This is a genomic window from Amycolatopsis sp. 505 (genome assembly GCF_031625235.1).
Lineage (GTDB): Bacteria > Actinomycetota > Actinomycetes > Mycobacteriales > Pseudonocardiaceae > Amycolatopsis.
Genome location: NZ_JACKQP010000013.1, coordinates 241,712 through 254,877 on the forward strand (window position 1 = coordinate 241,712; position 13,166 = coordinate 254,877).

The 13,166-nt window shown below is 73.1% G+C and carries 14 protein-coding genes; 7 read left to right on the forward strand and 7 right to left on the reverse strand.

Going from position 1 to position 13,166, the window contains the following annotated elements; translation table 11 throughout:
* Positions 1-46: 46 nt before the first annotated feature.
* Positions 47-697: a helix-turn-helix domain-containing protein gene (locus H5965_RS39940; protein WP_310976255.1), complete on the reverse strand. Its 651-nt coding sequence runs from the start codon at positions 695-697 to the stop codon at positions 47-49.
* Between the two features lie 88 nt (positions 698-785).
* Here H5965_RS39940 and folE point away from each other — a divergent pair, with 88 nt between their 5' ends.
* Complete coding sequence (gene folE, locus H5965_RS39945) at positions 786-1,406, forward strand: GTP cyclohydrolase I FolE (protein ID WP_396136985.1); 621 nt, start codon at positions 786-788, stop codon at positions 1,404-1,406.
* Positions 1,406-2,611: an FAD-dependent oxidoreductase gene (locus H5965_RS39950; RefSeq protein ID WP_310976256.1), complete on the forward strand. Its 1,206-nt coding sequence runs from the start codon at positions 1,406-1,408 to the stop codon at positions 2,609-2,611. Before folE ends, H5965_RS39950 begins: the two co-directional genes overlap by 1 nt.
* A gap of 198 nt (positions 2,612-2,809) precedes the next feature.
* Here the strand turns inward: H5965_RS39950 and H5965_RS39955 are convergent, their stop codons facing one another.
* The 4 genes from H5965_RS39955 to H5965_RS39970 form a co-directional block, all read right to left on the reverse strand.
* Entirely contained in the window at positions 2,810-3,301 is a 492-nt protein-coding gene (locus H5965_RS39955) for a hypothetical protein (RefSeq protein WP_310976257.1), read from the reverse strand.
* A gap of 53 nt (positions 3,302-3,354) precedes the next feature.
* Positions 3,355-4,014, reverse strand: coding sequence for a response regulator transcription factor (locus tag H5965_RS39960; RefSeq protein WP_310976258.1), 660 nt, complete (start codon positions 4,012-4,014; stop codon positions 3,355-3,357).
* Complete coding sequence (locus H5965_RS39965) at positions 4,011-5,513, reverse strand: GAF domain-containing protein (protein WP_310976307.1); 1,503 nt, start codon at positions 5,511-5,513, stop codon at positions 4,011-4,013. The genes H5965_RS39960 and H5965_RS39965 overlap by 4 nt, the downstream gene beginning before the upstream one ends.
* Positions 5,514-5,679: 166 nt before the next feature.
* Positions 5,680-6,078 carry a pyridoxamine 5'-phosphate oxidase family protein gene (locus tag H5965_RS39970; protein ID WP_310976259.1) on the reverse strand — a complete coding sequence of 133 codons (399 nt, stop codon included), beginning with the start codon at positions 6,076-6,078 and terminating at the stop codon, positions 5,680-5,682.
* A 245-nt stretch (positions 6,079-6,323) separates the two neighbouring features.
* Here H5965_RS39970 and H5965_RS39975 point away from each other — a divergent pair, with 245 nt between their 5' ends.
* The 4 genes from H5965_RS39975 to H5965_RS39990 all read left to right on the forward strand — a co-directional run bounded on the left by H5965_RS39975 (position 6,324) and on the right by H5965_RS39990 (position 9,648).
* Complete coding sequence (locus H5965_RS39975; RefSeq protein WP_310976260.1) at positions 6,324-6,938, forward strand: sigma-70 family RNA polymerase sigma factor; 615 nt, start codon at positions 6,324-6,326, stop codon at positions 6,936-6,938.
* A gap of 25 nt (positions 6,939-6,963) precedes the next feature.
* Complete coding sequence (locus H5965_RS39980; RefSeq protein WP_310976261.1) at positions 6,964-7,269, forward strand: hypothetical protein; 306 nt, start codon at positions 6,964-6,966, stop codon at positions 7,267-7,269.
* A 530-nt stretch (positions 7,270-7,799) separates the two neighbouring features.
* The gene (locus H5965_RS39985; RefSeq protein WP_310976262.1) at positions 7,800-9,230 is read left to right on the forward strand and encodes a DUF1996 domain-containing protein; all 1,431 of its coding nucleotides are present in this window, start codon (positions 7,800-7,802) and stop codon (positions 9,228-9,230) included.
* Positions 9,231-9,297: 67 nt separating this feature from the next.
* The gene (locus tag H5965_RS39990; RefSeq protein WP_310976263.1) at positions 9,298-9,648 is read left to right on the forward strand and encodes an MmcQ/YjbR family DNA-binding protein; all 351 of its coding nucleotides are present in this window, start codon (positions 9,298-9,300) and stop codon (positions 9,646-9,648) included.
* Between the two features lie 14 nt (positions 9,649-9,662).
* Here H5965_RS39990 and H5965_RS39995 read toward each other — a convergent pair whose 3' ends face one another.
* Together H5965_RS39995 and H5965_RS40000 are read right to left on the reverse strand one after the other, a co-directional pair.
* Positions 9,663-11,474: a S8 family serine peptidase gene (locus tag H5965_RS39995; protein ID WP_310976264.1), complete on the reverse strand. Its 1,812-nt coding sequence runs from the start codon at positions 11,472-11,474 to the stop codon at positions 9,663-9,665.
* A 61-nt stretch (positions 11,475-11,535) separates the two neighbouring features.
* A complete protein-coding gene (locus H5965_RS40000; RefSeq protein WP_310976265.1) occupies positions 11,536-11,808 on the reverse strand; it encodes a hypothetical protein in 273 nt (90 codons plus the stop codon).
* Between the two features lie 240 nt (positions 11,809-12,048).
* On the opposite strand from H5965_RS40000, the gene H5965_RS40005 reads away from it, so the two are divergent.
* Complete coding sequence (locus H5965_RS40005; protein WP_310976266.1) at positions 12,049-13,098, forward strand: DUF2235 domain-containing protein; 1,050 nt, start codon at positions 12,049-12,051, stop codon at positions 13,096-13,098.
* Positions 13,099-13,166: the final 68 nt, after the last annotated feature.

Here is a 13,166-nt window from a genome sequence, read left to right on the forward strand (position 1 = left end):
CGTTCGGTGCGTCAGCGGCATGGAACGCCACCTCGGCGCGCTCCGCTCAGTCCGCCGCCAGGCGGACGCAGCAGCACCCCGGCCGCGGGTCCAGCCGGGCACGCAGCCCCTGCTCCCCCACGCCCGCCAGCATTCCTTCGACCAGCCCGAGATTCATCTCGCACACCAGCCGCGTGTGGGCCTCGGCCAGCCGGTGGAACGGGCAGTTCGCCAGCAGCACCTCGCCGTCCTCGGTACGCGGTTCGAAGCCGTTCTCCTCCAGCGTGCTCACGATGTCGCGCGCCCCCGCGGCCAGCTCCTCCCCCTGTGCGCGGGCGCGTCTCGCCAGGATCTCCCGCGGTGAAGCGCCGGTCTCGTCGGCCTCCTCCACCGCCGCCGCCAGCATGCGGCCCGCCAGCTCGTACCGGCGCTCGGGCAGCGAAATGCTCACCTGCCGGTCGGACCGCCGGTACAGCTTCGCCGGGCGGCCCGCCCCCGGCCCGCTCCGGCCCGTCCGGCGCTCGTGGCCCACCACCAGCAGCTGCTCCTCCACGAGGCGGTCGAGGTGGAACGCCACCGTCGCGCGGGGCACGCCGAGCGCCTCGGCGACGTCGTCGCGGCTCACCGGCTCCGGGCGGCGGACCACGTACTCGTACAACCGGCGCCGGGTCGGCTCGTCGAGCGCTGCGACCGCGGCCACAGCCTGGGTTTCGTGCATCAGCGCATTCTAAAACAAATGACTGTTGACGAAAACCCCTCGAGGCTTCTAACGTCGGTGCGTCTTGATTTTAGAAGGAGGCGCCCCCGTGACCGTCGAACCCGTCAGCGCACCGACCCCGTTGCGGCACCTCGGTGTCGTCCACGACCGCGACGCCGTCGACCTGCACGCGGCCGAGCGCGCGGTCGCCGACCTGCTGCGGGCCCTCGGCAAGGACCCGTCGTCGGAGCACCTGGGCGACACGCCCCGGCGGGTGGCCAACGCCTACGCGGAAATGCTGCAGCCGCGGGACTTCCAGCTGACGACCTTCCCCAACGACGAGGGCTACGACGAGCTCGTGCTGGCGAAGAGCATCCCGGTGCAGTCGCTGTGCGAGCACCACCTCCTGCCCTTCCGCGGGGTCGCGCACGTCGGCTACCTGCCCGGCGAGCGGATCCTCGGGCTGTCCAAGCTCGCCCGCGTCGTCGAGATGTTCGCGCGCGACCTGCAGGTGCAGGAGCGGCTGACCAAGCAGGTCGCGGACTGGCTCCAGGAGCACCTGGCCCCCAAGGGCGTCGGCGTCGTGATCGAGGCCGAGCACCTGTGCATGTCCCTGCGCGGGGTGCGGGCGAGCGGCGCGCTGACCGTGACGTCGTCACTGCACGGCCTGCTGCGCGAGGAACCCAAGACGCGGCAGGAGTTCTTCGCCCTCACCGGCGTGATCGCCTGATGGACACCTACGTCATCGCCGGCGCCGGGCTCACCGGCGCGAAGGCCGCGGAAACCCTGCGCGCCGAGGGCTTCGAGGGGCGCATCGTCCTCGTCGGCGCCGAACCGGACCTGCCCTACGAGCGGCCGCCGCTGTCGAAGGGTTACCTGCTCGGCCAGGACGACCGCGCGTCGGTGTTCGTCCACGACGAGAAGTGGTACGCCGAGCACGGCATCGAGGTGCTGACCGGGCGGCGCGCCACCGCGCTGGACCGGGCGGCGCACGAGCTGGAACTGGCCGGCGGCGAACGCCTCGGCTACACGAAGCTGCTGCTGGCGACCGGGGCTTCGCCGCGGCGGCTGCGGGTGCCCGGCAACGACCTGGACGGCGTCCACTACCTGCGCCGGCTCGCACACGCCGACCGGTTGCGGGACGCGCTGAAAGCCGGCGGCCGGGTCGTCGTGGCCGGCGCGGGCTGGATCGGCCTGGAGACGGCCGCGGCCGCGCGCCACTACGGCTGCCCGGTCACGATCGTCGAGCCCGGACCGGCCCCGCTGCACGCCACGCTCGGGCCGGAGCTGGGCGGGTACTTCGCCGACCTGCACCGCCGCCACGGCGTCGAGCTGCGGTTCGGCACCGGCGTGACGGGCTTCGCGGGCGAATCCGCGGTCTCGGCGGTGCTGACCGACGACGGCGAGATCCCGGCCGACGTGGTCGTCGTCGGCATCGGCGCCCGGCCGGAGACGCAGCTGGCCGCCGACGCGGGACTGGCCGTCGACGACGGCATCCTCGTCGACGCGGGTCTACGCACGGAGGACCCGGACGTGTTCGCGGCGGGCGACGTCGCCGGCGTGTGGCAGGAGCGCTACGGGCGCCGGATCCGCGTGGAGCACTGGGCCGCGGCGACCAACGGCGGCCCGGCGGCGGCGCTGGCGATGCTCGGCCGCGAAGTGGTCCACGACGACCTGCCGTACTTCTTCTCCGACCAGTACGACGCCGGGATGGAGTTCACCGGCTGGTTCCCGCCCGGCGGCTACGACCGCGTCGTCACCCGCGGCGACGCCGAAGCCTTCCACGCGTTCTGGCTGACCGGCGGCCGGGTGGTCGCGGGACTGCACGTGAACAAGTGGGACGAAGGCCTCGACGCGGTGCGCGAGCTGATCCTCAGTGGACGGACCGTCGACCCGGACCGGCTGGCCGACCCGGACCGCCCGCTCACGAACTAGGCGCTGCCGGCGAGCACCGCCGGCCCGGCTGGCCGGCTCGCCGTCCAGAATGTCCAGCACCTCTTCGACCGGGGTGCGCCGGGCCCGGCACGCAGCGCGGCCATCGTGGCTTCGGGCCGGTTGAGGATCAGGGCTTCCTTGCCGGGGACACGGCGACCACCGCGTTCCCGTGCTGGCCGTCGCGCGGGCCCGGACGAGCTAGTCCTCCCGCCGGTGCCGGCCGCGGCGGACACCCGCCAGTGCGCGGACCCGAGTCGCCAGGTCGCCGCGGCGCTCCCGGCGGGCGTACTCCAGCAACGCCTCCGCCTGGTCGCGCGGCAGCCAGCCGCGGTCCGCGCCCGCCTCCAGGCGCAGCAGGTGGGTCACCAGCTCGCGGGACTCCTCGTCGTGTTCTCCGGCCAGCTCCGCGAAGCGGCGGGCCGCCTCGACCTCGCCGTCGCACCAGGCCGTCATCGCCAGGAGCGTGGCCGTGGCCGTCATGATGTCGCCGCGGTGGACGCCTCCCTCCGCCGCCAGGTGCTCGGCCAGCTGGAAGCTGCGCGTGCCGAGGCCGCCGGCCCCTTCGCGGCGCACCGCGTCCGCGAGTGCCCTGATCTGCCGCGTGACATAGTCCCCGCCCGACAACCCCGCCATGTCGTCCCCTCTGTCGGCGCACGCCACTTCGTGCGTCACCCGACAGGTGTACTCCATCGGTGGCTGGATACGTCGAACGCCCCACCGGTTTCGTCCGATCGGTCGGGAATTCAGCCCGATCGTCCGGGCTCGGCCCGCCGCTGGGACATGTACACCGCCGCCGAGGTGCGCCGCTCGACGCCGAGCTTGTGCAGCACCGAGGAGACGTAGTTCTTCACCGTCTTCTCGGCCAGGAACAGCCGCTCGGCGATCTGGCGGTTGGTCAGGCCCTCCGCGACCAGGTCCAGTACCCGCCGCTCCTGCGGGCTGAGCTGCTCGTACCGCGGGTCGGGGGCCGCGACGTCCTCACCGCGCAGCTTGTTCATCACCGACGCGGTCAGCGTGGCGTCCAGCAGCGAGCCGCCCGCGGCGACCGTGCGGACGGCCTCGATCAGCGACCGCCCGGACACCTGCTTGAGCATGTACCCGGCCGCGCCCGCCATGATCGCGCCGAACAGCGCCTCGTCGTCCGAATAGGACGTCAGCATCAGGCAGGCGGGCGGCGGGTCCACGGTGGACCGGATCTCCCGGCACACCGCCACGCCCTCGCCGTCGGGCAGCCGGACGTCGAGGACGGCCACGTCCGGGCGGGCCTGCGGGATCCGCACCAGCGCCTCGGCCGCCGTCCCCGCCTCCCCGACCACCTCGATGTCGGCTTCGGGCTCGAAGACGGTCTTCAGCCCGGTCCGGACCAGCTCGTGGTCGTCCAGCAGGAACACCGCGATCGTCATCGTCCACTCCCCTGCTCGCCGGTCATCGCCGGCAGCTCCGCCGTCCATTCCAGCCGCGACCCGCCGTCCTCGCCCGCCGCCAGCACGCAGTGGCCGCCCCACCGGGCCGCCCGCGAGGCGAGGTTGGCCAGGCCGCTGATCCGGCCCGCCTCCGCCGGCGGGCCGGTCCCGTCGTCGCGCACCACCAGCGTCAGCCGCCGGCCGAGCCGGTCCACCGTGACCTCGACCGACGACGACTTCGCGCCGGCGTGCCGGGCGACGTTCGTCAGCCCTTCCCGCAGCGATGCGATCAGGTCGGAGCGGACCGCCTCCGGCACCGCGGCGTCCAGCGGCCCGTCGAACCCGACCCGCGGCTCGAAGCCCAGCGCGTCCCGCGCGTCCACGGCCACCCGCAGCAGTTCCGAGCGGAGGCTGCCCTGCGCCTGCGCGGGCGCCTGGAGCGAGAAGATGCTGTTGCGGATCTCCCGGATCGTGCCGTCGAGGTCCTGGGCGAACCCGGCCACGCGCGCGGCGACCCCCGCGTCGGCGATCAGCCTGCTGACCCCCTCCAGCCCGAGCCCGGTCGCGAACAGCCGCTGGATGACCAGGTCGTGCAGGTCGCGGGCGATCCGGTCGCGGTCGGCGAACACCGCCAGCTGCTGGCGCGCCTCCTGCGCCCGGGAGAACTCGACGGCGAGCGCGGCGTGCCCGGCGAAGGTCTCGGCCAGCTGGACGTCGGACTCGGTGAACGGCGAGCGGTCGCGGAACTTCGCGACCACCAGCACCCCGAGCGTCTCCTCGCCGACGATCAGCGGCACCGAGATCGCCGAATCGAGGTCCTTGACCATCGCGGGAATCGGCCCGTCGTGCTCGCGCTGCTGCTCCTGCACGCGCTCGCCGTAGTCGCGGACCACGACCGGGTGGCGGGTGGCGAAGGCCATGCCGGTGGCGGTGCCTTCGACGGGCACGGTCATCCCCGTCAGCCGGTCGGCGTCCTCGCCCGGCGGCTCGACGACGTCGAACACGAGCCGGCCGGGGCCGTCGGGCCGGGCGATCGCGCCGGCCGTCCCGCCGGCGACGACGCGGGCGCGTTCGGCGACCAGCCGCAGCGTGGCCCGCAGGTCCTGGGCCGAGAGCAGCGCGCGGGTGACGTCGTAGGACGCCTCCAGCCAGCGTTCGCGGCGGCGCATCTGGTCGACGAGCAGGGCCTTCTCGACGGCCATCCCGGTGGCCGCGGTGAGCGCGCCGAGCACCTCGCGTTCGCGGCGGCCGAACGCGCGCCCCGCCCCGGGCTCGACGGCGAGGGTCCCGAAGGTCTCCGCGCCCGCGCGGACCGGCAGCTCGACCGCGCCGGGGCCGAGCGCGCCCCGGCCGTAGTCGGCGGTGCCGTTCTCGGCCAGGTCCAGCCGCCCGCGCCGGGCGCCGAGCAGCTCGCACGTCGCCGTCACCGCGCGGGTCAGCAGCGTGGGCAGCTCCAGCTCGCGGGCGATGCCGCCCACGGCGGCCAGGATCGCCGGCATGCTGAATTCGTCCGCCACGTCCCGTCGACCCCGCTGGTTCCGCCCGAGTCCCGGGCCTGCCCCGGGCCGTCAAGGGTCCCACAGGCCACTGCCCGTGTCGGCCCAATCCGGTTCGTCCATCCGGTGGGTCGATGACGAGCGCCGCTCCGTTACGGCGATCGGGAAATCACTCCGCGTGGCACGCGAGGCGGTGACCGCTGATGGTCTCCGCCGGGACGCGCAGGAACCGGTGGCCGGCGCGGGCGGGCGCCGGGCACGGGCAGGTGAGGTCGACGGCGCCGGACTCGGTGGCGCGGCCCAGCAGGCTGACGTACCAGCCGGCGCCCAGGTCGGCGGCGAACTCGTCGACCTCGAAGGCGACGACGGCGTCGCGCGCGCCGGCGTACAGGGGGCTGCCGGGCGGGACGGCGAACACCACGGCGTCGTCGACGACCGTGAAGCGCACCGGGCGCACCGCCGGCATCGCCCGGTGGGTGTAGATCACCCGGCCGAGGCTCGCCGTCCGCAGCAAGGCGAGGCACTGCTGCCGGTCCAGCAGCAGCCCGAAGCCCACTTCGTCCACCATCGCGTCCCTGTGTTTCTCCTGTGAAAAATCCCCGGCCACCAGCGTGATCGGTTCACCCGGTCCGCCGATAGGGCCGTTCGGCCCGGCCACCCGCGACCGCGGCGGGAAGGCACATCGAGCCGATCCGGACCAGGGCCGGAAGACCCGGTTCGGGACGGCCGCCCGGCCGGTGTGGCGGCCACGCGGAGTGACTTAGCGTCGTAACCGTCCGTTGCCGATTCAGCCGAAAGAGGGGGCGAGGGCCGATGCCGCCGCACTCCGCCGAGGGTGGTCCCACGCCCACGGCGACGTTCGCCCTCGACCCGGTGCTCGTCCGGGCGGCGATCCAGGGCAACCGCGCCGCGGTGGCCGGGCTCCTGCGCGCGCTGCGGCCGATCGTCTTCCGCTACTGCCTGGGCCGGCTGCGCACCTGGCAGGACGGTTCGTCGGACGCCGAAGACTGCGCCCAGGACGTGTTGCTGGCGATCGTGCGCGCCCTGCCGGAGTACCGCCACGAACCCGACGGCTTCGTGCCGTTCGTCTTCGGCATCGCCGCGCACAAGGTGTCCGACTTCCACCGCCGCCGGGCGCGCGACCGCACCAGCCCGGTCGCCGAACCGCCGGCCGGCCGCTCGGGCGGCGCGGACCCGACGGGCGAGGAGGTCGAGCGCTCCGCGGCCCTCGACTGGTCGTCCGGGCTGCTCGACACGCTGCCGCCGCGCCAGCGCGAAATCCTGGTGCTGCGGATCATCCTCGGCATGACGGCGGAGGAAACGGCGGCCGCGGTCGGCCTCGGCAGCGCCGGTGCGGTCCGCGTCGCCCAGCACCGCGCCCTCGCGACCCTGCGGCGCAGCCTGCTCGCCCACCGGGAAGCGTCCTGACCCGGGAACCTGCGATCATCGTCCGGTGTCCCCCGTGCCGATCGTGCTCGGCGGCCTGCCCGCGACCGGGAAGACGACCGTCGCCGTGGAACCGGCGCGCCGCACCGGCTTCGCCTTCCTGCGGGTCGACACGATCGAGCAGGCGATCCTGCGCAGCACCCCGCCGGAGCCGCCGCTGGGGGCGGCTGGGTACGTGGTCGCCCGGGAGGTCGCCGGCGATCTGCTCCGGACGGGCGTCAGCGTGATCGCCGAGTGCGTTAACCCGCTCGCTGTCACCCGCGACGCCTGGCGGGCCACGGGACTCGCCGCCGGGCACCGCCCGCCCACCTGAGCGGAGATCGTGGCCTGCGAATACGAGCCGTGGCGCCGCGAGCGGCTGGTCGTCGCTGCCGTGAATCGGCCGCCAAAAGCGCCATTCCCGCATTTCGCGGCAATTCACGACGCCGTCCGCGCTGCGGGCATTCGACCGGTCTCACCGAGGGATACGGATGCCGGTTCACTTCGGTTCAAACTTTTTTCCACGAGCCTGCCGCGGGCAGCGAATCCGCAGGTCAACAGCCTCTTTCGCTACGCAGACGCGAACCCGGCCTGACGGTTCGTAACTGTCGAAAAGAACTTCTTGCCCGGTGTCAAGCGCCCGTGTAGCGTCCATAACGGAACGATAACCAGCCGGTTGACGGCGCGGCCACGGGCAGGTGGGCGCGCACCCACTGATGTCGGGTCAGTGGACCAGCCGGGTTTCGTTCCTGCCGACACATCCCGCACACACCCGCAAGAACCCCGCCTGTCCGGGACGAGCCTGGGCTCGTACCCGTTCAGTGTCGCGCGTTCCCGCCAGCCCGACACCCGGAGGATTTCCCCATGTCCCGCACCCAAGGACGGCATCGCCTTTCCCGCCGGACGAAGATCGCGACCGGCGGCCTCGCCCTCGCGATCGCCGTCGGCGGCATCGTCGTCGCGACGACCACCGGCAACACCGGTGAAGCCAGCGCCGACGAAGCGAACCCCGCCTTCTTCGTCGACATCCTGAAGGTGAAGCCGAACCAGTTCGACCCGCGCCCGGTCACCGGCGCGTCGACGGGAACGTTCACCGTCGACTGCGGCCGCAACGAAAACCAGCACTTCAACCCGGACAACTTCATCGCCCAGCCCGGCGTCCGCAACGGCGCCCAGCACCTGCACGACTACGTGGGCAACCTGTCGACGAACGCCGACTCGAACAACAAGAGCCTGGTCAAGGCCGGGACCACCTGCAAGAACGGCGACAAATCCGCCTACTTCTGGCCCGTGGTCCGGATCGACACCGGCGAAGAGGAGAAGAACGAGCCGGCCAAGAAGCCCGACGGCGACCGGGCGCAGGCCGACCGCGAGGCGAAGACCGTCCAGGTCGCGTGCCCGGACGTCGCCAGCAAGCTGGCCGACATCCCCGACCAGGCGATGGCCGAAGTGGACAGCAACCTCGACCAGCTCGACAGCCAGGCCGACGAGGCCAACCAGCGCATCGCCGCGACGCAGGGCCAGGGCGGCCCCGACTTCGTGCGCAACGCCATCCTGAACCCGCTCAAGGACCGCCGCGCCGCGATCATCGACCGGATCGCCATCGCGATCGGGCGGTTCACGCAGAAGCCGGGCGACCTCGGCGGTCTCGCGCCGTGCACGACGAAGCCGGGCAAGGACACCGGAACGCCGACGCCGCCCCCGAGCAGCACCGCCGGCGGCGCGCTGCCCGGGCAGGACGAGAACAACGAGCTGCCCGGCAACGACGGCAAGATCCTGCGGCCGCAGAAGGTGCAGCTCACCTTCCGCGGCAGCCCGGTCGGGAAGGTCGTGGCAATGCCGCGCTTCCTGCGCGTGCTCTACGGCGACGCGAAGGTGTCGACCAACGGGCCCGCCAACGCCAAGGCGAGCTGGACCTGCACCGGCTTCGAGAACCGGCTGGTCGACAAGTACCCGATCTGCCCGCAGGGCAGCAAGGTCAAGCGCATCCACACCTTCCCGAGCTGCTGGGACGGCAAGAACACCGACAGCGCCAACCACCGCACGCACATCGTGTTCCCGGACCAGTTCGGCCGGTGCGGCAAGGGGTTCAAGGCGGTGCCGCAGCTGCAGATCTCGCTGACCTACGACATCCCGCGGGACATCCAGCTGAAGAAGCAGTACAAAGTGGACGCTTTCCCGCAGGAGAAGCACAACCCGCTGTCCGACCACGACGACTTCGCCAACGTGATGTCGCAGCGGATCATGAACGGCCTGGTGAACTGCGTGAACCGCGGCCGCACCTGCCGGGCGTGACCCGGGACCGGCGGCGCACCCGGGGATGGTGCGCCGCCGGTTCCGCGTTCCGCGGGAGAATGGTGGCATGGTCACCGGTGACGACGTCCGCGCGTTCGCGTCCACCCTCCCGCGTGCTTACGAGGCGGTGGTGCGCGACCGGATCAAGTTCCGGGTCGGGCAGATCGTGTTCGTGGCCCTCTCGGCGGACGAGACCCTGATGGGGTTCGCCTTTCCCCGCGAGCAGCGGGAAGCACTGATCGCCGGGGAGCCCGGCAAGTTCCTGCTGCCGGAGCCGTCGGACCTGCGCTTCCGCTGGGTGCGGTGCCGCCTGGCGGCGATCGACCTCGGCGAGATGCGGGAGCTGGTCGTGGAGGCGTGGCGGATGTGCGTGCCGAAGAAGGTGTGGACCGAATACCTGGAGACCCACCCGCTCTGACGGACGCCCCGGCCTCACCCGGACAGGATCGTCGCCGCGTCGAGCTTGCCCCAGCCGTAGCGGGGGTTCCAGACCGGGCCGGTCGCCGCGTCCCGCCGGGCCGTGGTGCGGAGGCGTTGCTGGACGTCCTCCGGGGTCAGCGCCGGCTCCTGGGCCAGCATCAGCGCCACCAGACCCGCCACGAACGGCGTCGCCATGCTCGTCCCCTGGATCGTCACGTAACAGCCGCTCGGGTGCAGGCGAGCCGCGAGGCGGGGGTCCGCCGCGAACTCCGAACCCTTGCTCAGGGCCGCCGTCACCACCTGGCCCGGGGCCGCGATGTCCGGCTTGAAGCCGCCGATGCGGGTCGGGCCCTGGCTGGAGTACGCCGACAGCGTGCCGACCTGCAACGCCGGCAGCGGCGACGGTCCGTCCGGCCCTTCGAAGCTGGTGCGGCTGATCAGCGACGCCACCGAGATGGCGCGCTCTTCGCACGCCGGGATGCCCACCGTGTAGCCGTCGAGCGGCGCGCCCGGGAACAGCATCCGGCCGCCCGCCACCGTGCCCGCCCACGCGTGCACTTCGCCGTGGACCACCGAGACCGCGCGGATGCGGACCGTCCAGCGGTCGTCGACGTGGCCGTCGATCATCAGGAACGTCAGGTTCTGGTCGCGGTTGAGCGGGTTCTCCACGAAGTCGGCCACGAACGTGCCGCGCGCGGTCGGGACCTCGTCCGGGTCCGGCGCGAACTGCGTCCCGTCCGGGGCCTCCACCCAGACGTCGACGACGTCGCCGCGCGGGATCCACACGTCGCAGTAGAGCAACCCGGTGTCCGCGACGCGCACCGGGAACACCAGGTCCTGGCCGGGCACCAGGCGGCCCGACGCGTGGATGCCGTCGTCGCCTTCGTTGCCCGCCGCCACCACGATGATCCGGCCCGGCCCGGACGCCCGGGCGATCTCGTTCTCCAGCGCCGACGTGCCGTCGTGCGCGCCGAAGTGCGTCCCGCTGCTCAGGCTCAGCACGCAGGGGCGGTCGCCGGCGAGCTCGAACGCGTCCCGGATGCCCCGGATCGTGTGCACGTCCAGCAGCGGTTCGCTGCGCATCGCGTACAACGCCGCTTCGGGCGCCACCCCGCGGAACCGCCGGCCGGCCAGCGCCAGGCCGTTGCCGGCCGCGATCGACGCGCAGTGGGTGCCGTGCCCGCCGGGGTCGCCCTGCGGCAGCGCCGGGCCACCGTCGAGGGCGTCCTGGATCTGCGCGGTGTCGAAGGTGGTGAACTCCGACGCCGTCGCGCCCTGCTGGTGGCGGGCCCAGACGAACCGCTCGAGCCGGGTCGAGCCGTCGCCGCGCCGGAAGTCCGCGTGCGTGTAGTCGACGCCGCTGTCGACGATCGCCAGCAGCACACCGGCGCCGGTCAGCCCGGCGTGTTCCGGGAGGCCGAGCGTGCTGTCGAGGCCGGTGACCGCGCCGCGGGCCTGGTCGAGCCGGGCGAACAGCTCCTTGGGGGCTTCGGCCCGGCGGAGCCAGGTCTGGCCGTCCAGTTCGGACAGCCGGTCGACCGGGACGTCGGCGAGCAGCACCGCGTCGCCGCTCGCGTCCGGCGGGGCCGACACCACGGACCCGCCGGCCTGCTCGCACCACGCCGCGGCGGCCGGCACGGCACCGGCGGGCACCAGCAGCTTGACCGTCGTTTGCGCTGGGCCGGCCACCTCCCCGGCGGCGGCCAGCAGCCCACCGACGTCCAGGGCGCGCGCCCCGACGCCGCCGGCCGGCCCGCCGGCCTGGGCCGCGGCCATCGCCCCGCGCAGCCGCGCGTCCAAGTGGGTGTCACGCCGAGCTTCCATGGGAGCACCTCGCCTCCGGCCGGCTCCGGAACCGTTCCGGACGCCTCGAGGTGCGCGCCGGTCACCCGAGCTGCCGGAGACCCCGCGGCGGCTCGACGGCGAGCACCCAGGGCTCCTGCCCGATCCGGCGCAGGACGCCGGGGGTGACCTCGCCGGTCACCGAGCCCGGGCCGCGGTCGGCGACCGCCGTGCCGAGCTCGGCCAGCCGCTCCGCCGCCGGCCCCGGATCGGTGCCGGCCCGCAGCCGGACGACGACGGTCCGCCGGGCCTCCCGCTCCGCCCGGCGGGCCCACCGGTCCAGCTCCGGTGCCACGGTTCCGCGCCTGGGCTCCATTTCGCCGAGCCTACGCGGGGTCCCGCCGTCCGGCGCACAACTCACCCCTTGAGTCGGTGGTCCCGCGGACCGCGTAACGCGGATTCACCCTCACGCGCGACCCGATTCCGGGCAGCGGGAAATCACCGGACGCGCAAAGATCCGGAAATCGGGAAACGGCCGGCGGATCGGGTATTCCGGTGGCCGTAACGCGGCACCGGGTCCCGGCGACTCACGAGGGCACGGACCCGGGGAGGAAGCATGGCGAAACGTCTGGTGATCTGCTGCGACGGGACGTGGAACTCCCTCCGCCAGCCCGCTCCGACCAATGTGGGCCAGCTCCAGAAGGTGGTCGCGCCCACCGATCCGGCCGGCGTGCCGCAGCGGGTGTACTACCACGAAGGCGTCGGCACCGGAAAGCTGTGGGACCGCCTCACCGGCGGCGCTTTCGGCGTCGGCCTCTCGAAGAACGTGAAGAGCGCCTACCGCTTCGTCGCCGAAAACTACGAACCCGGCGACGAACTGTTCTTCTTCGGCTTCAGCCGCGGCGCCTACACCGCGCGCAGTACCGTGGGTTTCATCCGCAACTGCGGTGTCCTGCGCCCCGGCGAGCTCGGCCGGCTCGAGGAGGCCTACGGGCTCTACCGCGCCCGCGACCGGGCCACTTCCGGCCCGGACAGCCCGCGGGCCCGCGAGTTCCGCGCGAAGTACGCCCGCGAAGACCGCACCCCCGTCCGGTTCGTGGGCGTCTGGGACACCGTCGGCGCGCTGGGCATCCCCCTCAGCGGTGGCCGGCTGATCCACCTGCTGAACAAGCGGTGGCAGTTCCACGACATGGAGCTGACGTCGATCGTGCAGGCTGCGTTCCAGGCACTGGCGGTGGACGAGCACCGCAAGTCGTTCAGCCCGGCCGTGTGGGCACCGTCCAAAGCGGCCGACGGCCGGCTCCGCGAACAGGTCTGGTTTGCCGGCGCCCATTCCGACGTCGGCGGCGGCTACCAGCAGCCCGCCCTGTCGAACCTCGCCCTCCGGTGGATGGCCGACCGCGCCGAGCAGTGCGGCCTCGCCTTCACGGAGAACGCCTTCGACTACCTGGCCGCGCGGGACGAACTCGGCGAACTGCACAATTCGCTCAACGCGTTCTTCCGGTGGTTCGGCTCGGCGAACCGCGTCATCGGCCGGGCGGACCCGGCGACCGAGTTCGCGGGCTCGTGCGCGCTGCACCGCAGCGAACAGATGCAGCCGCCGTACCGGCCCGGGAACCTCCTGGCGTACCTGGCGGACCCCGCGCACCGGATCATGAAGGTGTGACACCGGCCGCGACTACGTCATTCGGGGCAACTTGCGCGAAGGCTGTCACGCGGATCGGGTGATCGCCG